This is a genomic window from Domibacillus iocasae, assembly GCF_001750285.1.
Classification (GTDB): Bacteria; Bacillota; Bacilli; order Bacillales; family Domibacillaceae; genus Domibacillus; species Domibacillus iocasae.
This window is the reverse complement of record NZ_MAMP01000012.1, coordinates 356463-379531: the sequence shown is the minus strand read 5'-3', so window position 1 is coordinate 379531 and position 23069 is coordinate 356463. Positions and strand designations below refer to the sequence as shown.

Genomic DNA, 23069 nt, shown 5'->3' with positions numbered 1-23069 from the left:
TAGCGATTGAAATGGTTGAAAAAGAAGTTAATCCTCATTTTGAAGATTTCCTATTCGAGTGGTCAACGAAATTTCAGTTTCTTGTCGGCGGATATGGCAGCAGTAAGAGCTATCACGTAGCTTTAAAAATTATTTTAAAGATGTTGGAAGAAAAGCGTACCGCTCTCGTTGTACGTGAAGTATACGATACACACCGCGATTCCACCTTTTCTTTGCTGGAGGAGCTGGTGATTGACTTAGGGCTTGATGATCATGTTAAATGCATGACTTCACCTATGCAGATCCGCTTTCCTAATGGAAGCAAGATCATCTTTAAAGGTATGGACCGGCCTGCAAAATTAAAATCGATTAACAATATCTCTATTGTTTGGATTGAAGAGTGTTCAGAAGTAAAGTATGCAGGGTTTAAAGAATTACTTGGCCGGCTCAGGCATCCAACTTTGAAGCTGCACATGATTCTTTCCACTAACCCGGTTGGGGAAGATAACTGGTCCTTTAAACATTTTTTTCGTGATGATATGAATAAGCGTCTCATACTGGACGATGCTGAATTATACGAAAAGAGAACATTAGTCACAAATGATACGTACTACCACCACTCAACAGCTGAAGACAATTTATTCTTGCCAGAAAGTTATATCGCTCAATTGGATGAACTGAAAGAATATGATCCAGACCTTTACCGCATTGCCAGGAAAGGTCAATTTGGTGTGAACGGCGTGAAGGTGCTGCTGCAATTCGCGATAAAGCCGCATGAAGAAGTGATGGCTGCGATCGAGAACATAAATAAGCCGCTTATGAGGGCTGGCATGGATTTCGGTTTCGTCAATTCTTACAATGCTTTGCTTCGACTAGCTGTCGATCATGAAAAGAAGATTCTCTACATCTATTGGGAATTTTATAAGAATGGAATGACCGATGATCAAACAGCTGAGGCGATAAAGGAATTTGCTGAATCGAAAGAGTTGATTAAAGCGGATAGCGCCGAACCGAAAACGATCAAATATTTTAGGCAGCTGGGTTTCAACATGATGGGCGCAAAGAAGTATAAAGGCTCCCGGCTTCAATATACGAAAAAGGTGAAGCGGTTTAGAAAAATCATTTGTTCTAGTCAATGCACCAATACTATTTATGAATTGAAGGATTTAACGTATGCAGTTGATAAGAATGGAAACATCATTGAGGATGAATTCAAGATTGATCCGCATACGTTATCGGCTATCTGGTATGGCCTGGACAATTACGAAGTGGCGGACTTGAAAGAGAAAAGACAAAGGGAACGGCCGAATCGAAAAAGACCGACTAGAGAGAGGAGGTAACTCATGGGAGAGCGCAAAATGAAAGCAACGGTTATTAAATCGCAAACTGCTTCAACTACGAAACAAATTTATGATGACCCATTTAAAGCGTCATACGATGGCGATATTATTGAGCCGCCATACAACCTAAAAGAGCTTAAGTTGATTGGGGAGTATTCTACCATCCTGCAGCAATGTGTGGAAGCGTACCGCGTGAATATTCTAGGCTTTGGTCTGGTACCGAAATACCGTTTTGACTACAATTCAAAAGACACAAAGGATGATTTGAAAACTAAAGCCGATGAAGAGTGGACCCGCCTTGAAGAATTTATTCGGTATCTGAATTATGACGAGGAAGCGGAAACGATTCTGGGCTATGCTCTTGAAGACCGTGAAAAAATGGGGAATGGATATATTGAGGCTTTGCGTGATTCGTTGAACCGCCCGGCTGGAATTGAATATGTGGATGGTCAATATATTCGTGTATGCAAGCGGACCGTACCGGAAGAAGTGGATTATACCATTACGGAAAACGGCCAGCTTAAGACAATCAAACGGTGGCGTACGTTCCGAAAATATGTGCAAATGATCAACGGCAAAAAAGTGTACTTTAAGGAGTACGGAGATCCGCGGCCGATGAACCTTACGACAGGAAAATTTGATGAAAGTACACCTGAGAATCTCTTGGCAACAGAAATCATTCATTTCAAGCTGGGTTCCGGAACCTATGGAATTCCAAGGTGGGTAGGGCATATCATCCATCAATATGGTGCCCGGAAAGCGGAAGAGCTGAACTATATGTATTTCAAGCAGGGCAGGCATGTTCCGGCTGCTATTACTGTTGAGAATGGGATGTTGACTGAGGAAGCTTATACCAATTTGCAGGAATACATGAACGGTATTGAAGGTGTTGAGAACGCGCACAAGTTTCTAATCCTAGAAGCTGAGGGCATTACCAGTGAAGAGGATACTGGGGAGGAAAAGACGGCACCGGTTAAAGTACAAATCAAATCCTTGGCTGAAATTCTGCAGCAAGATGCTCTTTTTCTGGAATATGACGAGAAAAGCCGCGATAAACTTCGCTCATCGTTTCGTCTGCCGCCGATTTACACAGGTGAATCGAAGGATTATAACAAGGCAACTGCAGATACTGCTCGTAAAATTACAGAAGAGCAGGTCTTTGAACCAGAGCGGCAAGCCATTACTGGCAAGCTAAACACGCTTTTTCTTTCTGATTTAGAGATTTACAATGTGGAAGCATCATTAAACGGACCAAACTTTAGTGATCCGATTGAAACAGCGCAAGCGATAGCGCCACTTGCAAGCGCAGGAGGAGTCGCTCCTAACGATTTGAGGGACCTGCTAGGACAATTGCTAGGTAAAGACCTTGAAGCGCTCCCTGATGAATATAACGTACCTTTCCAAATCGTATTAAATAACTTGCAGCAAGGTCAGCAGGCAAACCCGCTGATCTCTTTATTAAAATCCCAAGCGGAACCGAACACGGATCTGCTGAACATTATGAAAGATATGCGTGATGTGCTCGAGGCGATGCAGTCATGAGCAAGGCAGAAAAGCTTTTAAAAAGCTTGAATGACTATATTGCCAAAGTGGATGAAGAAGACGAGGAAAAGCTGACGGATCTAGTACCGGATTTCCCTGGATTGGATCAGATACCAGGCTTTGTTGAAGATTATGAAAAGAAAGTGGCCAAGCTTCTGCGCAAACAGCGGAAGCATTTTGTTGATGGCGTAAAATCATTCGTCAGCAAGGATATTACACTCGAAGCGCTCCTTATTTACATCACCAGCAACCTTTTTGCTGCGGATGAATTTGCGGAAGAGATGCAAGAGGAAACATCATCGTTTCTGCAACTGACAGTGGCAGGACTAGCCGCTGAACTAATGGATTCTATTGATAAGGATGTACCTTTTGAAGTCCTGTCTAACCGATCCGTTACCTGGATTGAAGAATGGTCTGCTGATTTAGGCAAGCTGATGAAGCTCAACTCTCATGATGCATTGGAGAGAGAATTAAAAAAGGTCATTAAAGAAGGCGGCTCCATCCAGGACGCCGAGCTGGCTATAAAGGATCTGCCGCAGTTTGACCGAAAGCGAGCACGTACAACCGCTATTACCGAAATACTGACTGCCTCTTCTGTTGCGCAGGCGGAATCATACCGGCAAAGCCCAGCAGTCGAAAAGAAGCGTTGGCGGCATTCAGGCAGCAAGAAAAATAATCCACGTGAAGCGCATGTGGATCTGGACGGTGAAGAAGTTGCCGTTGATGAAACATTTGATGTGAACGGCCATGCAGCCGATCATCCCCGTGACACTTCTTTACCTGCAGGCGAGCGGGTAAATTGCCATTGTGTGCTTTCGCCTGTGGTGAATAAAGACATCATGGGGCTGAGCAAGGAAGAGAAAGAGGAGCTAAGGAAGAAGGTACTGGAAAAATTAAAATAAATTAAAGTTTAGAAAGAAAAAAGTACCTGATAAAACCAAAATGCAATTGCAGTGAAACAATTTAATTATATATACTAAGTTTATTATGAAATCTATTAAACTTAACATAAATATTCTGTCATTAACGTTGTTGACTTTTGCAGTTTTAGGCACTTTCATTGGGAGTTCGGCTTCTAGTATTTTAGTAAGTAAAAGTAACCTGGAGAACAACTATTTAGTAGATAATCAATTTTATGCTCAAAAGCTCGCTGATACAACGGATTCCCTTTTTAAAGACATGGTAAAAAATCTCCGTATAGAATCACAAGAAGATGAATTCTTAACGAAAGATCCTGAAACTATACAACATAAATTAAATACCATGTTAGCAGCCACTTCTTTTTTTAACGCAACTTGGTTTGTAGATAAAACAGGCCAGGTTGTTTCAGCAGCACCGCATACGGATTTGAAGGGGCGAAAGACGAATACAATTGGCGCAAGGGAAGCGTTAAGAAAAAAAGTGCCTTTAATATCTGAACCTTATGTGGGCCTTAATGGTCATCTCATAATGCTCATTTCTTTTCCGGTTTATGATGCCAATGGTAATTATACAGGATTTCTTGGAGGATCAATCAATTTAGACGAGAATAACAGTCTTTCCAATATACTTGGCGAACATCCACAGCATGAAAGCGGTTCATATGTATATGTAGTTGACTCTAAAGGAAATCTTATTTATCATCCCGATTCTAGTAGAATTAGAGAGAACGTAAAAGATAATGAGGTTATTAAAAAAGTTTTACAGGGGAAGGATGGAAGTCAAGAGATTGTTAATTCAAAAGGAATAACAATGTTAGCAGGCTATGCCTCTTCCAACTCATCAGTAGGTCACTGGGGAATCGTATCTCAAACACCTAAAGAAGCTGTATTGAAACCAACTATTGAATTGACAAAACAAGTAAGTGTAAGTACTCTTCCATTTATTACGCTGGTATATATAATAACTTATATCTTATTACGCAAATTTGTGAAGCCTATAAGAGACTTAGCCGCTTACGCACAACAAATTACAGAAAATAAGGTGATAACTAAACCGCATATCCCTGATTGGTATTTTGAATTAAAGGAATTAAAGCGGGCTGTATTAATAGCTTTTGATTTTTATGAGAAAAGAGCCAACTATGCTGAGAATGAATCAAATATTGATCCATTAACAGGTTATTTTAATCGTCGTTACTTAGAAAAGACTATTAAAGATTTAGATATCTACTCAATCATTTTATTTGATATTGACCATTTTAAGAAAATAAATGATCAATACGGACACATACTAGGAGATGAAGTACTAAAATATGTTGCCGACATGGTTAAGACAGAAACCAGAGAGATTGATTTGTGTTTCCGTATAGGCGGCGAAGAATTTTTGATTATTCTTCCTGACACGGGCTTGGAAACTGCCCAAATGGTAGCGGAAAAAATTCGAAAATCATTGGAAACAACGAATAGTCCTACAGGTAAGCCGGTTACCCTCTCAATTGGAATTGGAAACACGTCAACGATGACAATTCATTTTGAAGAGTTATTAAATATGACTGACCAAGCATTGTACAGGGCAAAACAAGAAGGAAGAAACAAAACAATTATCGCAAGTGATCAATAGGAATTTCATATTAGTAGTGTTAACGGAACTATACATACAGAAAGGCCGGAAAAAAACCGGCTTTTTTTGTATGCGTAAAACTAAATTTATCTTATTTAATGAAGAAGTGTTTAGGTGGTAATTCAGAAGGATCTTCTAAGAATATACTTAGTAGTGAAAGGAGGTGAACATTAAAATGACACGACAATTAGTTAATGCACAAATTACACATGTTTCATACGTGGACAAAGCCGCTAATCAAAAGCAGTTTTTCTTCACAAAGTCCGCCCATCGATCGGAACCAACATTTCAAAAAGAAGTAAAGGTCTTTATCAATAAAGAGGAAGCCGCCCAGCAGCTCGTTTACGGCCTTGTTTACGAGCCCAATATGGAAGATGCTCACGGAGATTTTATGACTGCTGAGGAAATCGAAAAAGCCGCTCATGGCTTTATGAAGGATGCCCGAAACATCGACAAGCAGCATGATTTCGAAGGTGGCGTGGGTGAAGTGGTAGAATCGTATATCGCACCTGCAGACTTTACACTTGGAGAGCAGGAAATTACAAAGGGCTCCTGGATCATGGTCACAAAAGCATCTGATGAAATATGGGAAGAGATTCAAAAAGGCGAAATCACTGGCTACTCTATGGCCGGTACCGCTGAAACAATTGAAAAGAATGCTGCAGAGCCTGTCGCTCCTTCAAATAACCAGGAAGCGGGGCTTTTTAATTTGCTCAAAAACTTCTTTACGGGCGGTACCGCTATTCAAAAAGGTGAAGTTCGTGATAATTACGAGCAAAATCAGCAACGCCGTAACCTTTGGGCGGCTTGGGACGGATTGGACAGCGCTTATTATAGTGCGTTATGGGATAACCGTACACCGGAGGCTACTGATTTCCAGCGCTTGATTGAAGCTACACAGGAGTTTTTTGAAATTGTTCAAGAGATTCAGACTACCGGTGATATTGCAAAAGCTATGGAATCAAAGCCAGCAACAATCCAGAAAGCCGGCAAAAAGATTTCCGCTGCCCGCATGAACAAAATTAATGCCGCTTTTGATGCACTCAATGAGCTGAAAGCAGAAGTGGAAGAGGAGGAAGACGAAATGAAAGCAGAAGACATTCAAAAAATGATTAATGATGCACTGTCTCCAATCAGTAAAAAGCTTGCTGATCTTGAAAAAGAAGAAGGAACAGCTGTTGATCAATCAGGTGAAGAAGAGGTGGCTAAGCAGGTAACCGAAGCATTAACAAAAAGCCTGGAGCCAATCACCAGCCGCTTAGACGCTATTGAAAAAACACGCAGTATTACAAAACAGGCGCAGGAAGATCCAAAAGAAGAGTCGGTTCAAAAACATTATCTTAACGGCGTTCTATAAAAGGAGGAACATTTAATGGATAACCAAACAATTATGAAAAATACGATTACAACGGGCACAGTTACATCCGGATTACTGAATCCGGAGCAGTCGAAAAAATTTGTTCAGCAGACATTTGAAGCAACGGTGCTTGGCGGACTTATCCGCACAGAGATGCGGACAGCAAAGACAGGTGAAATTGACAAAATCGGCATCGATTCACGTATTCTTCGTAAAAAGACGGAAAATACCGATGACGGAAACCGCCAGGAAGTAAAATTCAGCAAGGTAGAGTATGCAACTACAGCTGTCCGTCTTCCTTGGGAAATCACAGAAGAGTCTCTTCGTGAAAACATCGAGGGACAGAGCTTTGAAGATACAGTGACTAGCCTTATGACGCAGCAGCTAGGCGTTGATCTTGAAGACCTTTACTTAAATGGTGATGAAGCGACGCTAAATACCGATGTAGATTATGATTTCTTGAAAATCAATAACGGATGGTTGAAACAGTTAGGGGCAGACTCTCATGTGGAGGACCGTGCCGCAAAAGACGCCGGTGCTATTTCACTTAATGTCTTTTATGATGCACTGTCTCAAATGCCAGATAAATATAATAACGGTACATTGCGCTGGTTGATGGCTCCTTCCATGAAACAAAAGTGGGAGCGTTATTTGCTTAACCAAAGCATTCAAAACGGCGGCGGCTTGTCTGAATCCATTCTGAATGCACCAGCAAGCATTCCGTCTGTTGCGGTTCCGAGAATGCCAGCAGATCAGATTATGTTGGTGAATCCAAAGAACCTAATCGTCGTGAACTCTTATGATGTAAAGATTCGTAAAACGACTGAAGGCAAAGATGCCATTATGCAGGACAAGCGTTTCTACGTCGTGCATTTGGATTTCGATCCGGTCATTGAGGAAAAAGACGCGGCGGTCCTTATCAAAGGATTAGCCTAATAAGGAGGGCAAATAATGGCGTATAAGTTAAAGCTGAAAAATACGTTGTCGTATAGCGGGATTGTGAGTGCAGATGCTCGCAATCCTTTTGTTATGGCCAACACGCAAAAAGAAGCCGACGAAATTATGGAAACGGGCTATTTTGAATTAGTAGAGTCAGCTACAGATGAGGGGGTTCCTGGTAATACCCCGCCATCTGGTGAGAAGCATACAAAAACCTCTCTTAAAAAGCTCAGCGCAGAAGAACAGAAAGACCTCATTATTGAGCTTGGCGGCGAGGTAGAAGGCACAAACAATGAGGATGAGCGCGTTGCGCTTATTCTCCAGTTACAAGAAGCAGGAGAGTGATTCCTTTGCTCATTACAACCGCTGAATTGATTGCGTATACCGTTTTCGATGAAGTGAAGGAGCGGCCGGATGCTTTGCTTAAGCAAGACATTCTTGAAGCGGAAGTCGAAGTAAAAGGGATTGTCGGTCACGATTTCAGTGGAGCGGATTATCAGCCGCTTCCTGACGAAGTAAAGTTGGCCATAAAAAAAATGGCTCAATATTATGCCTTAGTTAATTCAGATGAATCACTCACAAAAGGCATTAAGAGTGAGAAGATCGGTGACTACTCTTACACAGTTTCAGATACGAGCGGCACGTCGAAGCCGGATGTTTCCGGACTGCTGAAAGCATTCATTCTTCCTGATGAGGCCACGGCGACAGGAAATGCGCGTTTTAGGATGCGAGCGCTATGAGTTATAAAAAGCTGCTTACTCATCGATGTGATGTTTACCGGCTAGAAGCACAGAATAGCGCCACTCCTACTTACGGGGTGGACGCTTCTTTTATTGTGAAAAATAAGGAACATAATCTAGTGCCAGTATCCGTAGATGTGCCGTGTCTCTTTATAGAAAAAAGCCAGACGGTTGTACAAGGAGATCCTGCTCAGGCGCTTCTTCAAAGATTCCTAGTCCATTTTCTGCCGAATGCAGACATTCTTATGAATGATAAAGTCGTCTGGGATGGTGAGGAATTTATTCTGCAGAAGCCGCGGAAGATTCGCAATCATCATCAGGAAGTAACGGCAGTAAGGAAGGTGCGGCTATGAGTGTAGAAATGAAAGGTCTCAAGGAATTCATGAAGCAGGTTGAAAAGGCCGCTAACTCGGAAGCGAAAAAAGAGTTTTCCCTGTGGCTGGAAGCATCCGGTATGGAGTTTTTAGAAATCATCCAGGATGAAATCATTCGGACAGAAACCGTCGATACTCGCCGCCTGCTCAATTCCTTTAATCGTGGCGATAACGACGGTGTATGGAGCATGTCAGAAGGCGGGCTGACTCTTGCGGTGGGCAGTAACGTTTCGTATGCGAGCTTCGCTAATGATGGTCACACAACGGTTGACCTGGATTCTGGGAAAGACCGGCGCTGGGTACCTGGACGCTGGGTGGGGGATCGGTTTGAGTATGACAAAAATGCTGAAACAGGCATGCTGCTGAAAGTGAAATGGGTGGACGGATCTGGCTACTGGGATAATGCAATGGCCATCTTTGAAAAGATCTTTGAAAAGAGCCTGGAGAAACGCCTGCAGGGCTGGCTTGATTCGTTAGGGAGTGCCCGATGAATCCGGAAGTAATGTCAATTAGGAGCGCTTTTCATCAGCTGTTTCCAGTGCTGCTCTATGAAGACGAAGTGCCGGAAGAACTGCAGGTACCGTCCATGTATTTTCCGCCAGCTTTTGCTTTTGACGGGAAGGACACTCTTTCAACCTTCATGAAAACATACAGCCTGTCAGTCAAGCTCTTTCATGAGAGTACACAGCAGGCCCATGCAGAAGCGGAACTGATTGCAGATGCCATTCGTGCCCGCCGTTTGCTTGTGCCTCTCCTCGATCCAGAGGGAGCGCACACAGGCGAATATGTTCGTTTAAACCGAATTGAATCAAGGCAAGGAAGCAGCGGCATGGCCCTCATTATTTTAACGTGGGACAGCCGCTATTTCTATGAGCGGGAAGAAGTGCAGCCGCTTAATAAAGTAACCATTGAAAGTGAGGTGAAATTATGACAGCAAAAGCGGAAGAAATCAAAAAAGAAGAAGCTAAGTTTCTGTTGTATGAGTTGCGTGAACATGCCCGGGAATTATTCGGTGTAAAGCCCGAAGTGTTTGACGGTGTGTTTTCAAAAGCAGAAGAAACAGAAATCACAAAAACAGAAGCAGAGCGCCGGATTAAAGCGTTCTTTAAGAAGGAGGTTAAATAAGCATGAACAGCGGAACATTTACAGAAGGCGTTGAAAAAGCACGGGCTGGTATGTATTTTCTGTTTAAATCAGCGGCACAAAACCGTTTAGCAGCAGGAAACAGCGGACGAGTTGCCCTTCCTGTCTCTTTATCATGGGGGCAGGCAAAATCGTTTATTGAAATCACCGATGAAGGCGATTTTCAGAAAAAGCTTGGGGTGGATCTTGACCATGCGTCTGTCCTTCTCATTCGGGAAGCGAAAAAGAAAAGCCAGACTGTCCTTGTCTACCGCTTGAATGAGGGAACGAAGGCAACTGGTCAATTAGCAGTGGCAGGCACGGGCACAACAGCCGTGACAGCGACAGCGTTGCATGGTGGGGTCATCGGCAATACAATCAAAGTCGTTGTGCAAGTTAATGTATTAGATTCAACGAAATTTGATGTTTCTACGTTTGCAGGGACGCAATTGGTGGATAAGCAGACAGTCACAACAGCCGCTGAGTTAAAAGCGAATGAATGGGCTATTTTCGCAGGTACGGCCGATTTAGTTGCTACTGCAGGTGTCACATTAACCGGCGGCACTGATGGCACTGTTACAAACCTTGAATACACGGATTTCTTAACGGCTGCCGAAAATGCACAGTTTGACACAATCGGATTACCGGTGACAGCAAATGATGAGCTGAAAGCAACGTTCGTTTCCTTCATCAGACGCCTTCGGGAAGAACATGGCCGGAAAGTACGTGCCGTGTTATCTAACTATGCAAGTGATTATGAAGGAGTCACAAACGTTACCAATGGCGCTGTTTTGGCTACTGGCGAAACTTTAACTCCTGCTCAAACAGTGGCATGGGTCGCGGGTGCAAGCGCAGGCGCAACGATGTATCAATCACTCACATTCGTTGAATACGAAGGGGCTGTCGATGTATCTCCTCGCTTCGATAACGACGAAACAATCATCGGTCTGAAAAACGGTGATTTCATGTTGACATACGATCCAGCTGACAGAACGGTATCAGTCGAAAAAGACATTAACTCACTTGTCACATTAAGTGCAACAAAAGACAAGCGGTTCCAGAAAAACAAGATCATCCGCATCCTGGATGGCATTCAAAACGATTTGATCCGTGAAGTCAAGGCACTGATCAAGGCGAAAAAAGATGCAGGTTCGGATATTCCGGCAAATGGCGATGGGATGCAGATTATCCACACAGCCGCTACTTTGTACATGAATACTTTGCAAGAAGGCGGCGCTTTGCAGAATTTTGATTCGTCAACGGACATTCAGATTACATTGAATACAGATGCAGATGGCTTTTTCATCAACATTGGCGCTCAGCCGGTGGACGCCGCAGAGAAATTCTATTTCGGCGTAACAGTACGCTAAAAACACAGGAGGTGCAATAAAATATGACAGCATTCCGCTCGGGTAATACGATCAGCGGTAAAGAAGGACGCCTCTTTTTGGATGGCGAAGAAATGGCTTATGTAAAGAGCTTTGAAGCGACCATTGAGAAAAACAAAACGACAGTAGCTGTACTTGGTCGCCGTATGGATGGCCACAAAACCATCGGCGCAAGCGGTACTGGGAATTTGGTTATTTACAAAGTCACATCGAGATTTGTTAAATTGATGATTAACTACATCAAAACAGGAGCAGATCCTTATTTCACATTCCAGGAAGTATTGGATGACAAAGGATCTAAACGTGGCACTGAACGTGTCACAATTTACGATGTAAACTTTGACAGCACGAAAATTGCTGAATTGAATGCGGAAGGCGCGGTTCTTGAACAAGAAATGCCGTTCACATTCGAAGATGCGGATCTGCCTGAAGAATTAGCAGCAGGATTTTAATCCGGAAAGAAGGGGTGGCTTTTAGCAGCCTTTTCTCTTTTTATTTAGGCTCTGTTAAACGTCATTGTTGATTTTCTTGCTTAACTTATGGGCAGTTTAACGAAAGAAGCAAAGATAGGGTTTAGTATTAATTGTATAATGAGAGTAGATAATCGGGGGAGGTGAAAAATGATTAATAAACAGAAAAACTCCGATACTGCAATCATTGTAATTCATGAAATCTATGGAATTAACCAGCATATGAAGGATATTTGTCAATTATTATCGGCATATGATTTTGATGTCATTTGCCCTAATTTATTAGAACAAAAAGCACCTTTTGATTATTCTCAAGAGGAAATTGCTTATCGTAATTTTATGGGGAATATAGGTTTTATTAATGCTTTGCATAAAATTAGAGATTTGATATCAGATATTAAAAATGAATATCAAAAGGTGTTTGTTGTCGGGTTTAGTGTAGGAGCAACGGTTGCTTGGTTGTGTAGTGAGGAAAAACGTGTTGATGGAATCGTTGGATACTATGGTTCACGCATTAGGGATTATGTAGAAATATCACCTCAGTGTCCTGCACTGCTGTTCTTTCCGCAAGAAGAAAAATCATTTAATATTGACCAGTTAATTTCAACTTTAGATAAAAAGAATGTCAAGATAAATAAATGTAGAGGACAACATGGATTTACTGACCCGTACTCCTCTAAGCATAATAGAGAATCAGCAGATAAAACATTTAACGAGATGGTAAACTTTTTTCTGAAACATTAATTAATCTAATTCAATTATTCAGCTAACGAGAATCGTTAGTTCAAGAAACCTCTCTTTATGAGTGGTTTTTCTTTTGGTTAAAAATCAACAACAAACGATAACAGAGCCTTTATTTAAAAAAATCATTCAATTAACTGGAGGAAACACAAAATGACAACACCAAAAACAGAAGCAGTAGAAAAAGCAGCGGTAGTATCGAACACACGGGATATGAGTTTTTTCTTGGCCGGCAAAGAGAAGCCAGTCACAGAGGAAAACGTTGTTGTATCAAGACGTTATGTTGATGCAGAAGGAAAAGTTATTCCATTCGTTATGAAGCCGATCACAACAGAACGCATTGAAGAAATAGAAGCGGATTGTTACACACCAGTTTATGAAGGATCGAAAAAAGTTGGGGAAGAATTTGACCGCCCTCGTTGGATCGCTCGTATGGGCATTGAATCCACTGTTTATCCGAACTTCCGTGACAAGGACTTGCTGAAATCATTCGGCGCACAAGATCCGGTGGAAGTCTTGAAGAAAATGCTGTCTGTCGGCGGGGAATACGCAGAATTTATGAAAGCGGCGCAACGTATTAACGGATATATGGACACATTTGAGGATCTTGTTTCAGAAGCAAAAAACTAATTGAGAGCGGAGACCGTGATGCGGTTTACGCTCATTTTTTATTGCACGAAAGAGAATGGAAGCCGCAGGATTTGAAAGACTTGTGGGAAATGAAGGATGGAATGAAAGCCTTTGTTTATGCTTCTGTCGAAAAGTATCTCAAAGATCATAAGCCGAAGAAGTAAGGAGGCGATGACTTGGCAACATTAACCGCAACATTTGAAATGAAAGACCATATATCCAGCAAGCTTAAAGGGCTTCATGGCAGCCTGGAAAAAGTAGAATCCGTGACACAGGCATCCAGCAAAGCACTCAATCGCTTAGACCAAGCCAAAGCCAGCCCTACTCTTTCGGTGATTGATGGGGCTTCCGGAAAAATCAAAACGATTAAGAATGACTTAGGTACCGCGGGGAAGATTCATGCGAAGCCGACTGTTTCCGTAAATGACCAGGCATCTTCAAAAATGGATGCGATCCAAAAGAAAGCAAAAGGAATCAGCGGCACACATGCCGAAGCGAAAGTGTCCGTCGATGATCAAGCGACTGCTGCTATTTCCAATATTGAAGCTCGTTTGCAGGGATTACAAGACACTGCTTTGAAAATAACGGCAGGTACTGGATTGGCAGGCGGTATGGCTGTGGCAGGCGCTGCATCGGCAATGGAAACGAATGCCCGAACAGCCGCTACTACAGGTAGGTCTGTCAGTGGTGTGAATAGCGTTGTCAATGATATTTTTTACAATCAAAAGACTGGGAATTCTCGTGAAGAAGTGGCAATGTCCTTTCAAAATATGGCACAGCAGACGGATCTAAAAGGCGATGGCTTGAAAAATGCCGTATTGACCTCAAATCAAATCGCGCAGCTGTACCAAAAAGATGTGCCGGAAGTGGATCGTGCATTAGGAAGCATGATAAAAAACTTCGACATGGATACAGGCCGTGCTGGTGACAACATTGCGTACGTATTCAAGAATGCTGGGGATCAGTACGAGGACCTTTTAGACACATTTAATGAGTATTCTTCCAGTTTTGTGGACATGCAAATGGCACCAGAACAAGTATCGGCTGCCTTTGTGGCTGGAACAAAAGGCGGCGCCCGGAATTTCGACGATATGGCAGATAGTATGCGTGAATTCAACTTGAAACGTAACGAAATGTCAGATGATCAAGTGGCGGCATTCAAAAAGGTTCTCGGTGCTGATGAAGCGAAGAAAATGTTTAAAGGCTTTGAAGATGGCTCGTATACAGGGCAGGAAGCCATGTTCCGGATGGCTAAAGGATTATCTGAAATTACGAATGAACAGGACAGAGTAGCGATTGCAACCACGCTAATCGGGACAAAATACGAGGATCTTAAACAGCCAATCCTGGATATGGCGGGAGCTGTTAACGAACCGGCAAAAGCAACAGGAGAACTGAACAAACAGTTTGATACGATGCGGAAGAACAATCCGATGACACCGATCAATGATGCCGGACGGGAATTGAAGTCAACTATTAGCGATGTGGGCGTAGGGATCTTGACCAGTATGGTTCCTGCTGCTGAGAAACTGAACACATGGCTTTCATCTTCAGAAGGAAAAGCCGCGATTGAAGATATGACCACATCCATTTCCGACTTTGCTGGTTTTTTCAGTGACAAATTAGTGCCAGCTATTCAATTCGGTGTCGATCACTTTAACATACTTGGTCCGGCCATTGGTATTGGAACAGTAGCAATTGGTGCTTTGGGTTTGGGCGCTTTAGTTGTTATCCCTACTCTTAAAAAATTGGGGGATGCTTTAGACTTTGTAAAAGGTCTGAAAGGCGGAAAAGGTGGGAAAGGCGGCACAAAAGGGCTTGATGATGTCACGGACAGCATGAGCAGGATGGATCGAAAGGCAAAGGATGGAGCAAAATCAACCGGTACTTTGTCCACTAAATTGAAGGATCTCTTCAAAATTAAAGCGCCAAAGGACAACCCTATTTTCGGCACTGGCGGAGGAAAAACCACCAAAGGCGGAAAGGGCGGCAAAATGCTCGGCACACTCGGTAAAGCTGTTCTTCCAGTGGGACTCAGCATAGCTGCATACGATATCTTCACTTCACAGGCGGGACAGGAACGAAACCAAGCCATCGGAGGAGCTGTCGGAGGATTTGGTGGAGCAGCGGCAGGAGCGGCAGCTGGTTCACTTCTCGGACCGCTTGGCACATTGGCAGGCGGTGCACTCGGCTATTTTGGCGGAGATAAGATCGGCAGCTGGATAGGCGGCATGTTCGGCGGTGGTGAAAAGAAAGAAGCAGCCACGGGAACGTCTGGCTCTGTAACTGCAGGTGTGGAAAAAGAGTTAAAAGCCTTGTCTGAAAAAGGAAGCACATATGGAAAAGCCTTTGCCACGAATTTTTCTAATGGATTGAATGGGGCAACAGTTTCAGTCGTCACATGGCTGTCATCAAAAGTCTATGCACCGATGGGAAATGCAGCGACAAGCGCAAATCATTTTGGTTACGCCTTTTCATACAGTTTTGTACAAGGCATGAATACTTCTCCAATCAATGTGACGGGATGGCTTACTGAAAAGGTGTATGCGCCAACGGGCAACGCTTCGATAAGCGCAAATCACTTTGGCTATGCCTTTGCTTATGGATTTGCACAGGGGCTGAATACCGCACCAGTGACGGTGACGAATTGGCTTCTGGAAAAAGTGTATGCGCCACTGGGCAATGCAGCCACAAGTGCGAACCATTATGGCTATGCCTTCGCTTACGGCTTTATGAGCGGTTTGAATACATCGCCGCTGAAAATGACAGCTTGGATCAGCAGTGAAATTTATCAGCCACTCAATTCAGCGGCAGCCGGATCACGGCCATATGGATCTGCTCTTGTGTACAACTTTAAAGAAGGCATCAAGGCGATTCCGGTCGGCATGAGTATTTGGCTGAGAAACCATGTAGAAACACCGACAAGAGCATTCGTTCCGAAAGCTTATGATTGGGGTTCTGGCATGATTGGCTATTTCGTCACCGGAATGAACAGCCAAGGAAGCAGTGTCACAGAAGCGGCGAAAGATCTGGCAAACAGAGTTGATACCGCATTCCGGCAAGAGCTAGGCATTGCATCGCCGGCAAAGAGAATGATAGAGAACGGTTACTGGTCCGCGATGGGTGTAGTTAAAGGATTCAGCGGCGTGGATGTATCAAACATTGCGAAAAGTAAGGCTGATGAATTGATGACAGCATTTAGTGGCAATTTCGGCGGCGGCGGGGCAGGTATGGCGTCACAAGCGATCATGCAGGCGTTGGCGATGCTCGGAAAGCCGATGAGCTTACTCAATCCTTTGATGACCATTGCGCAGAAAGAGTCCGGTTTCAACCCTAATGCGATAAATGACTGGGACATTAACGCACAAAGGGGCGATCCGTCAGTCGGATTGTTCCAGATTATCGGCTCAACCTTTAATGCTCATAAAGTCGGTGGCTTCAATGATCGGACCAATCCGCTTCATTCAGCTTTAGCAGCCATTCGTTACATGGATTCACGGTATGGCGGTGTGATGAATCATCCAGGTATTAAGAGCATGATGAATGGCGGCGGATACAAGCCTTATGAAAGAGGCGGTGTTATCACACATGATCACATTGCCCGTGTAGGGGAAGGCAACAAGAAAGAGGTTATTATCCCTCTCGAACAACACCGAAGCCGTGCCCTGGGCTTGCTTGACTATGCACAAAGCGCTTTGGGCGTTTCGTCGGCACCGGTAGCAGCCGCAAGTGCTCCAGTAATATTGCCGACTGAACAAGTGAACAACGTACAATCTGCCATGAGCAGAAGCGTCCAAGCTGTCAAAAGCAGTGTACGGGATGTCATTGTGCAGATCATGGGCGAAAGCCATTATCACAACGATATGGATGCAGAAAAAGTCGGCGTGATTGCCGTTAAAGCCGTGGAAAAGAAAATCGAAGAAGAATACAATGCGATGGGAGGTTTGGCGGTAGATGGCTAAAAAAAGCATTTATCAGTTTTGGTTGTCACAGGGCAAAGAAAAAATACGCCTGCCTATCCTGCCTTCATCTATTGATTTCAGCAGTCCCAGCAATAATGAAAAAATTTATCTGCCTAATCTGGGTGAAGCGACCGTTTTGCAGAAAACAGGGGCGAAGACGTTTTCGTTTTCGTCTTTTTTTCCGCGTCATTACACGACGCCTTTGGTTGAAATGCCAACTTCACAGGTGTTAAAGCCGCGGGAATATATCGCTATCATTGAACGATGGCGGGACAGCGGGCTTCCGTGCCGCTTTATTGTGACAGGCACGAATATTAATTCCCCTGTGTCCATTGAGGAGTTTCCTCATGATGAAGTCGGCGGCGCAATCGGTGATCTGAATTATTCGCTCACGCTGCATACGTATATTTTTGTGAAAAACAAAAAGATTGATACAAAGAAACCGGCAAAGCCAACAACGACAAGTTCGAACCGGCCCGATCCAAAGGCAGCCACAAAGCCGAAAACGTACAAAGTCAAAAAAGGTGATGAACTGTGGAACATTGCTAAAGACATCTACAAGGACAGCTTACAGTGGAAAAAAATCTGGAATGCCAACAAAGATATGCTCATCAAACGCGATAAGCGGAACATTCGGCAGCCAGGCAAATGGATCTATCCTGGCCAGGTGCTGACAATCCCATGATGGAATTATTTTTGATGAAATCAGGCTACATGTTGGAGATTCCTGCACAAACCATCACATGGAGCGGCCAGCGGTTCCAGGCTGCCAGAAAAATTGAAGCTACGATTTTTAAGGACAAGTCCGGCTATCATGATCCACCGCAAGTCACGGAAGGCGATACCGTTTTATTCAAATGGCGGGGTGCTGAATTGTTTCGGGGCATTGTCATGGATAGAGGGCAGAACAAAAGCGGCCTAATGACCATTACAGCCTTTGATTTGCTTCAGTACCTGCTGCTGAATAAAGAAGTGTATGGAGCATCTTTTGCCGGCAAGCGCTTGGATCAAGTCGCCACAAGGATCTGTAAAGATTTCGGGATTCCGCATGTCCCTTTCCCTAACACAGCTCATAAAATCAAAACGCTTCTTGTGGACACAGAAACAGCCCTGTATGACATTTTGCTTCGGGGAATGGTACAAACCCATAAAGCCACGAAAAAGCGATACGGGGTCTATTCTCGACAGGGAAAGATGTATTTAAGTGAAATAAAGACGGATGATCTTCAGTGGGTGCTGGAATTAGGCAATAACATGACGGATTTCAACTACATCACATCCATTCAGGAAACAGCGACAAAAGTAAAAATGGTATCGGGTGAAGGGGCAAAGCCTGTCACAGTAACAGTGGTGGACAGCGCCGGAAAAACACGATACGGGACCTTGCAATATTATGAAAAAGTCACTGAAAACCTGAATAAAGCACAGCTGACGGCACGGGCAAAAAAGGTGCTGGCAGAAAAGAAAGGCGTCAAGAAAACTCTTGATGTAGAATGCATCGGAATCGAAACCGTCACAAGCAATGTGGGCATTCGGGTCAGAATCCCTGACATTAATGTGAATGGCCCGTATTTTGTGGATACCGACACGCACACGTTTTCCGGAAACAAGCACACAATGAGCCTGAAATTGGTGCTGAAAAATGAATATCCAGAGGTAGAAGAGCCAACAGCAGCTACTTCCACGGGGACAGGATCTTCTTCGGGAGAGGCAGCCGCAACCGGAAAAGCAGCAGAAGTCGTAAAAACAGCGAAATCCTATATCGGTGATTTGACGTATGGATATGGCGTGAATAATATCCCAGGAGGAAAAGGTGACTGTTCCGCTTTTACGCAGTTTGTTTATGGCAAGTCCAGTGTAAGCATCGGCAGGACAACTGCTGTTCAAGTGAAAAAAGGGCGCAAGGTGGCGACAGCCGATGCACAGGCAGGCGATTTGGTCTTTTTCAAAGGCACCATTCCAGAAAGAGGACCGGATGCCATCAGTCATGTTGGCATTGTCACACGAACCGGCTACTGTATCAGCCTTGGAGGTAGTGGCTGCAAGGAGCACGGCTACACAAAAGCGACAAGCTCATACTGGGGCAAGCATTTCGCCCACATCCGGAGAGTGCTGTAAGGAGGTTTGAACATGCTTCATAAAATTTTATTGGCGGCGCAGGAAAACGGAGAAGCAAACAGGCCTGTACGGCTGATCCCTGCCGATGTGGAATCACCGGCGCCGAATTTGAAGATCCGCTTGATGAACGATGACAGACAGATTTACCCTGCTGAAAACTTTATCATTCCAGAAACGCTTTCCAAACACACCAAACAAGTCTTAATCAATGGGGCAGCCAGTACCATTACCTTCAATAACGAATTGCAGGCAGGCGATGAGCTCATGGTTGCAGCCGTACAAGGATTGGACTCAACAAAATATTTTATCTTGGATCGTGTCAATCAATGGGAATAGGAGGGGTTTAAGTGGCATTGACACCGGAAGTCATTATTGAAGAAATCGATGCGAACGAAGAATTATCATTGGAAAGAATTTTACTGGAGCAAAAAACATACCGATTCAACTTTGAAACGGGGCGGCTTACATCAGAATTAATTTCGGGGCTTGAAGCGGTCCGTCAATTCGTCATGATGGCCCTTCGGATCCCCCGTTATGCCCATTCCATTTATTCAGCCGATACCGGCAATGAATTAGGCGAAATGCTTTCGGATCCGGACACCACACCGGAATATAAAATGATGGAGATTGAACGCCTTGTGACAGAAGCCATTATTTATGATGAACGGATCAATCGGGTACACAGTTTCGAGATCCGGCACATGGAAGATGCCTTTCATGTGTCGTTTATTGTAGACACAGCCGCAGGCGAACTGGGCTTTGAGGAGGTGCTATCAGCATAATGTTTGAACAATATACGTATGAAGCCTTGCTTGAAGAAATGCTTAACGATACAGGGGATGAATTTGATATAAGCGAAACATCCCCCTTATATGCGTCTTATGCAAAAACAGCGGCAATGGCTGCCAATGCGTACCGCTCATTGGATCGGGTGCTTGAACTGGTCTTTGTGGCCACAAGTGAAGGCGATTATTTGAAAATGAAAACAGCTGAAATGGATATAGTAGCAGAATCGGCAACGCCTGCCGTGCGATCCGGTACCTTCAATGTACCGCCGCCGATAGACAGCCGCTTTTCTGCAGAAGAATTATATTTTACCGTGATTCAATCCGATCCGGTTTTATTGGAATGTGAAACCGCCGGAGTGATCGGCAATACATTACCGGCCGGAACTGTCCTTTTGCCACTTGAAACGATTGATGGCTTGCAGACAGCCGTTTTGGGCGAAGTGCTTGTTTTGGGTCAGGATGAAGAAGATCCAGACGCCTTGAAATTACGGTATGAGGAACGAATTACCGATCCGGCTGCCAGTGGAAACAATGCTCATTATCGTCAATGGGCTTTAGAAGTCAGCGGCGTTGGAGCTGTCAAAGTATTTGCAAACTGGAACGGAGCGGATACGGTGAAAGTCGTGATTGTCGATGAAGACTATCAGCCACCTTCTGCCGTGTTGGTTCAGCAGGCGCAACAGTATATAGATCCAGTAGCAGGCATGGGTGAAGGGCAAGCGCCGGCTAGTTCATTCGTCACCGTGGAAAGCGCAACTTCGATCAGTATAAATGTAACGTCCACACTTGTATTGACTACGGCAACGACATTGGAAACGGTGAAGGAAACTTTTGCCGCATCCTTGAAAGAGTACATGAAAACTCTGACGTTCCGTGAAGGCGTTGAGCCGATTATCCGATTGAGACAGCTCGGTGCTTTACTGCTCAATATAAACGGCGTAGTGGATTATGCCGGCTTGATGATCAATGGGCTGGAAGATAATCTAATCCTTCAAGAAGTCGAAGCGCCGATTGTTGGGACGGTGGATTTCGTTGTCTAGTCAAGAAAATATGCTTAATCATCTGCCGAAAGTTTATCGGGATTCACCGGATTTCCAAGAAGCCTGCCGTGTGGAAGGCAAGATATGGGACCGATTGGATCTTGCCATTGAAAATGTGCTTGACAATACCTTTATCGATACAGCCACATGGGGGCTTTCTGTTATGGAAAATGAGCTTAGTATTCCAGTGGATCTATCCAAGCCGCTTGACCACAGGAGAAGCATGCTGAAAGCAAGAAAAAGAGGGTCTGGCACATTAAGCGCAAAGCTCATCAAAAGTGTTGCTGAATCCTTTCAACATGGATCGGTGCAGGTTCAGCCGATTCAAGGACAATCCAAGTTTCTTATTACCTTCAATGATGTATTTGGTGTACCTGAAAACTTGGAAGATATGAAAATAGCTTTGCGTAAAATTTTGCCCGGACATCGGATTGTAGAATTTCAATTCAGGTATTTATTGATTCGTGATGTAAATGCGATGACGATTGCCCAACTTGAATCGACACCATTAAATAAATTCGCAGGAGGTGCGTGAATTTGACAAGCAATACACCGCGGCTCGGTCTGTTGAAAAAAGATCCTGTCGCAGATGGAAACCAGACGTTTGATCTAAAAACCATGGTGAATGACAACTGGGAAAAAATAGATGAAAAAGTGGTCTTGAAAGCAGAGGAAGAAATAAGGCAAATTGAAAATATTGGATTCGGCGTCCAAACCGGTTTAAATGTGCTTGCTTCTGTTACACCGGATATGAACATTCATGTTCAGCCGGGGGTTATTTACATGCCGGACGGAAAACGTTTTGATTATACCGCTGTCAAAACCATCACTGTATCAGCGGCAGACGCCACGAATCCTAGAAAAGACATTGTTTTTGTTGCGGCAGCCGGAACTATTCAGCATGCAGCAGGTGTACCAGCTGCTTCTCCTGTTGAGCCTGTATTGCCGGCAGGAGCTTTCTTGCTGCGTGTCGTTGATGTACCAGCAGGAAACACGGCCATCGAGCAAGCACAGCTTATTGATAAGCGAAAAATGATGAAAAGTCTTGATAATCTTGACCAGGAAGTTACGACACATTTGGCCGACTATGTAAAGCATCCAGGCACTGCTACAACAATCAATACCGGCAATGAATACGCCATAACACTTGATCCAGCGCCTACTGCTTATACAAACAGAATGGGTATTGTAATCACAGTCAATGCCGACTCGACAGGTGCAGCAACGCTTAATGTAAATGGGTTAGGTGCGAAAGCTATTAAAAAGGCAAATGGAAATGACGTTACAAATTTAAAAGCTAACGGTATATACACTGTTCGTTATAATTCAGCAGTAAACGCTGGTGCAGGGGCTTTTATATTACAGGGTGAAGGGGGTGAGTATGGAACAGCAGTAGCCGCTGATGTATTATCGGGCAAGACAATTGGTACAGATGCAGGATTGGTATCTGGAACAATGGCAAATAGGGGAGCCATTAATATTACCCCAAGTGCCGCCAATCAAGCTATACCGGCAGGTTTCCATAATGGGTCTGGTATTGTAGCAGGAGATGCCGATTTAATCGCCGCCAATATCTTGTCGGGAAAGAATATTTTTGGTATAGATGGAACATTAACATTATTTAAAATACAGCCCGGTACTGTTGTACTTCAAGCCAACGACCAGCAAAAGAACATGAGTGGTACTAATACTTCACCAACGATCGCAAAACAGATTAATGTTGTCGTGCCGGGTATATACCGTGTTTCATTTGGTGCTTGGGGAGGTGACTCGTCTGCCAAACATCAGATATTCATAAATGGGGTTGCTAAAGGGACATTGCGAGTACCTAATAGTACAACAGCAATTGTATACACAGAGGATATTGACGTGCCAGCAAATTCATCCATAGAACTTAGAATGTGGAGTGAATTCGGTAGTTATTGCCACTGTAACAATTTTAGAATATCAGCAAGCGGCGCATTAGTGTCCAATGTGGTTATATAAAGGGAGTGATTA

General features: G+C 43.9%; 24 protein-coding genes. All 24 read left to right on the top strand.

All coding sequences use genetic code 11. The features are described from left to right. The first annotated feature begins 11 nt into the window (after positions 1 to 11). The 24 genes from BA724_RS06385 (at position 12) to BA724_RS06270 (ending at position 23057) form a co-directional block, all read left to right on the top strand. Positions 12 to 1319 (top strand): PBSX family phage terminase large subunit, encoded by a 1308-nt coding sequence (locus BA724_RS06385; protein ID WP_069937877.1) that lies wholly within the window; start codon positions 12 to 14, stop codon positions 1317 to 1319. 3 nt (positions 1320 to 1322) lie between these two features. Beyond that, positions 1323 to 2861 carry a phage portal protein gene (locus BA724_RS06380; protein WP_069937817.1) on the top strand — a complete coding sequence of 513 codons (1539 nt, stop codon included), beginning with the start codon at positions 1323 to 1325 and terminating at the stop codon, positions 2859 to 2861. Continuing rightward, positions 2858 to 3763, top strand: a complete 906-nt coding sequence (locus BA724_RS06375) for a phage minor head protein (RefSeq protein ID WP_069937816.1) — start codon at positions 2858 to 2860, stop codon at positions 3761 to 3763. Before BA724_RS06380 ends, BA724_RS06375 begins: the two co-directional genes overlap by 4 nt. Before the next feature lie 85 nt (positions 3764 to 3848). Further along, positions 3849 to 5402, top strand: a complete 1554-nt coding sequence (locus BA724_RS06370; RefSeq protein ID WP_069937815.1) for a sensor domain-containing diguanylate cyclase — start codon at positions 3849 to 3851, stop codon at positions 5400 to 5402. A 175-nt stretch (positions 5403 to 5577) separates the two neighbouring features. After that, entirely contained in the window at positions 5578 to 6759 is a 1182-nt protein-coding gene (locus tag BA724_RS06365; RefSeq protein WP_069937814.1) for an XkdF-like putative serine protease domain-containing protein, read from the top strand. Positions 6760 to 6774: 15 nt separating this feature from the next. Then, complete coding sequence (locus BA724_RS06360) at positions 6775 to 7695, top strand: phage major capsid protein (RefSeq protein WP_069937813.1); 921 nt, start codon at positions 6775 to 6777, stop codon at positions 7693 to 7695. A gap of 15 nt (positions 7696 to 7710) precedes the next feature. Beyond that, complete coding sequence (locus BA724_RS06355) at positions 7711 to 8043, top strand: hypothetical protein (RefSeq protein ID WP_083256105.1); 333 nt, start codon at positions 7711 to 7713, stop codon at positions 8041 to 8043. A gap of 5 nt (positions 8044 to 8048) precedes the next feature. Then, positions 8049 to 8438, top strand: a complete 390-nt coding sequence (gene yqbG / locus BA724_RS06350) for a protein YqbG (protein ID WP_069937812.1) — start codon at positions 8049 to 8051, stop codon at positions 8436 to 8438. Further along, positions 8435 to 8791, top strand: coding sequence for a DUF3599 family protein (locus BA724_RS06345; RefSeq protein WP_069937811.1), 357 nt, complete (start codon positions 8435 to 8437; stop codon positions 8789 to 8791). The genes yqbG and BA724_RS06345 overlap by 4 nt, the downstream gene beginning before the upstream one ends. 8 nt (positions 8792 to 8799) lie before the next feature. Further along, positions 8800 to 9303, top strand: a complete 504-nt coding sequence (locus BA724_RS06340; RefSeq protein ID WP_245676160.1) for an HK97 gp10 family phage protein — start codon at positions 8800 to 8802, stop codon at positions 9301 to 9303. Beyond that, positions 9300 to 9743 (top strand): phage portal protein, encoded by a 444-nt coding sequence (locus tag BA724_RS06335; RefSeq protein WP_069937809.1) that lies wholly within the window; start codon positions 9300 to 9302, stop codon positions 9741 to 9743. The genes BA724_RS06340 and BA724_RS06335 overlap by 4 nt, the downstream gene beginning before the upstream one ends. Next, complete coding sequence (locus BA724_RS06330) at positions 9740 to 9937, top strand: YqzN/YkzM domain-containing protein (RefSeq protein WP_069937808.1); 198 nt, start codon at positions 9740 to 9742, stop codon at positions 9935 to 9937. The genes BA724_RS06335 and BA724_RS06330 overlap by 4 nt, the downstream gene beginning before the upstream one ends. Before the next feature lie 2 nt (positions 9938 to 9939). Then, positions 9940 to 11304, top strand: a complete 1365-nt coding sequence (locus BA724_RS06325) for a phage tail sheath family protein (protein ID WP_069937807.1) — start codon at positions 9940 to 9942, stop codon at positions 11302 to 11304. A 23-nt stretch (positions 11305 to 11327) separates the two neighbouring features. Beyond that, positions 11328 to 11774 carry a phage tail tube protein gene (locus tag BA724_RS06320; protein ID WP_069937806.1) on the top strand — a complete coding sequence of 149 codons (447 nt, stop codon included), beginning with the start codon at positions 11328 to 11330 and terminating at the stop codon, positions 11772 to 11774. 168 nt (positions 11775 to 11942) lie between these two features. Continuing rightward, positions 11943 to 12536: a dienelactone hydrolase family protein gene (locus BA724_RS06315; protein ID WP_069937805.1), complete on the top strand. Its 594-nt coding sequence runs from the start codon at positions 11943 to 11945 to the stop codon at positions 12534 to 12536. Between the two features lie 150 nt (positions 12537 to 12686). After that, positions 12687 to 13163, top strand: coding sequence for a phage tail assembly chaperone (locus BA724_RS06310; protein ID WP_069937804.1), 477 nt, complete (start codon positions 12687 to 12689; stop codon positions 13161 to 13163). Between the two features lie 176 nt (positions 13164 to 13339). Next, positions 13340 to 17125: a transglycosylase SLT domain-containing protein gene (locus BA724_RS06305; protein ID WP_069937803.1), complete on the top strand. Its 3786-nt coding sequence runs from the start codon at positions 13340 to 13342 to the stop codon at positions 17123 to 17125. Further along, positions 17118 to 17810 (top strand): LysM peptidoglycan-binding domain-containing protein, encoded by a 693-nt coding sequence (locus BA724_RS06300; RefSeq protein ID WP_069937802.1) that lies wholly within the window; start codon positions 17118 to 17120, stop codon positions 17808 to 17810. Before BA724_RS06305 ends, BA724_RS06300 begins: the two co-directional genes overlap by 8 nt. After that, complete coding sequence (locus BA724_RS06295) at positions 17807 to 19243, top strand: XkdQ/YqbQ family protein (protein ID WP_069937801.1); 1437 nt, start codon at positions 17807 to 17809, stop codon at positions 19241 to 19243. The genes BA724_RS06300 and BA724_RS06295 overlap by 4 nt, the downstream gene beginning before the upstream one ends. Before the next feature lie 12 nt (positions 19244 to 19255). Further along, the gene (locus tag BA724_RS06290; protein WP_069937800.1) at positions 19256 to 19579 is read left to right on the top strand and encodes a DUF2577 family protein; all 324 of its coding nucleotides are present in this window, start codon (positions 19256 to 19258) and stop codon (positions 19577 to 19579) included. A gap of 11 nt (positions 19580 to 19590) precedes the next feature. Beyond that, complete coding sequence (locus tag BA724_RS06285) at positions 19591 to 20025, top strand: DUF2634 domain-containing protein (RefSeq protein WP_069937799.1); 435 nt, start codon at positions 19591 to 19593, stop codon at positions 20023 to 20025. Continuing rightward, positions 20025 to 21071: a baseplate J/gp47 family protein gene (locus BA724_RS06280; RefSeq protein ID WP_069937798.1), complete on the top strand. Its 1047-nt coding sequence runs from the start codon at positions 20025 to 20027 to the stop codon at positions 21069 to 21071. The genes BA724_RS06285 and BA724_RS06280 overlap by 1 nt, the downstream gene beginning before the upstream one ends. Beyond that, the gene (locus tag BA724_RS06275) at positions 21064 to 21606 is read left to right on the top strand and encodes a putative phage tail protein (RefSeq protein ID WP_083256104.1); all 543 of its coding nucleotides are present in this window, start codon (positions 21064 to 21066) and stop codon (positions 21604 to 21606) included. The genes BA724_RS06280 and BA724_RS06275 overlap by 8 nt, the downstream gene beginning before the upstream one ends. Positions 21607 to 21608: 2 nt before the next feature. Then, on the top strand, positions 21609 to 23057 hold the full coding sequence (locus BA724_RS06270) for a hypothetical protein (RefSeq protein ID WP_069937797.1): 1449 nt from the start codon (positions 21609 to 21611) through the stop codon (positions 23055 to 23057). Positions 23058 to 23069: the final 12 nt, after the last annotated feature.

Excerpts from the sequence above, each read along its gene's own strand:
- BA724_RS06300 (WP_069937802.1), top strand. The coding sequence starts at position 17,118 with ATGGCTAAAAAAAGCATTTATCAGTTTTGGTTGTCACAGGGCAAAGAA.
- BA724_RS06320 (WP_069937806.1), top strand. The coding sequence starts at position 11,328 with ATGACAGCATTCCGCTCGGGTAATACGATCAGCGGTAAAGAAGGACGC.
- BA724_RS06325 (WP_069937807.1), top strand. The coding sequence starts at position 9,940 with ATGAACAGCGGAACATTTACAGAAGGCGTTGAAAAAGCACGGGCTGGT.
- BA724_RS06370 (WP_069937815.1), top strand. The coding sequence starts at position 3,849 with ATGAAATCTATTAAACTTAACATAAATATTCTGTCATTAACGTTGTTG.
- BA724_RS06380 (WP_069937817.1), top strand. The coding sequence starts at position 1,323 with ATGGGAGAGCGCAAAATGAAAGCAACGGTTATTAAATCGCAAACTGCT.
- BA724_RS06335 (WP_069937809.1), top strand. The coding sequence starts at position 9,300 with ATGAATCCGGAAGTAATGTCAATTAGGAGCGCTTTTCATCAGCTGTTT.
- BA724_RS06385 (WP_069937877.1), top strand. The coding sequence starts at position 12 with ATGGTTGAAAAAGAAGTTAATCCTCATTTTGAAGATTTCCTATTCGAG.
- BA724_RS06330 (WP_069937808.1), top strand. The coding sequence starts at position 9,740 with ATGACAGCAAAAGCGGAAGAAATCAAAAAAGAAGAAGCTAAGTTTCTG.
- BA724_RS06360 (WP_069937813.1), top strand. The coding sequence starts at position 6,775 with ATGGATAACCAAACAATTATGAAAAATACGATTACAACGGGCACAGTT.
- BA724_RS06365 (WP_069937814.1), top strand. The coding sequence starts at position 5,578 with ATGACACGACAATTAGTTAATGCACAAATTACACATGTTTCATACGTG.
- BA724_RS06355 (WP_083256105.1), top strand. The coding sequence starts at position 7,711 with ATGGCGTATAAGTTAAAGCTGAAAAATACGTTGTCGTATAGCGGGATT.
- BA724_RS06295 (WP_069937801.1), top strand. The coding sequence starts at position 17,807 with ATGATGGAATTATTTTTGATGAAATCAGGCTACATGTTGGAGATTCCT.
- BA724_RS06345 (WP_069937811.1), top strand. The coding sequence starts at position 8,435 with ATGAGTTATAAAAAGCTGCTTACTCATCGATGTGATGTTTACCGGCTA.
- BA724_RS06340 (WP_245676160.1), top strand. The coding sequence starts at position 8,800 with ATGAAAGGTCTCAAGGAATTCATGAAGCAGGTTGAAAAGGCCGCTAAC.
- BA724_RS06375 (WP_069937816.1), top strand. The coding sequence starts at position 2,858 with ATGAGCAAGGCAGAAAAGCTTTTAAAAAGCTTGAATGACTATATTGCC.
- BA724_RS06310 (WP_069937804.1), top strand. The coding sequence starts at position 12,687 with ATGACAACACCAAAAACAGAAGCAGTAGAAAAAGCAGCGGTAGTATCG.
- BA724_RS06315 (WP_069937805.1), top strand. The coding sequence starts at position 11,943 with ATGATTAATAAACAGAAAAACTCCGATACTGCAATCATTGTAATTCAT.
- BA724_RS06290 (WP_069937800.1), top strand. The coding sequence starts at position 19,256 with ATGCTTCATAAAATTTTATTGGCGGCGCAGGAAAACGGAGAAGCAAAC.
- BA724_RS06280 (WP_069937798.1), top strand. The coding sequence starts at position 20,025 with ATGTTTGAACAATATACGTATGAAGCCTTGCTTGAAGAAATGCTTAAC.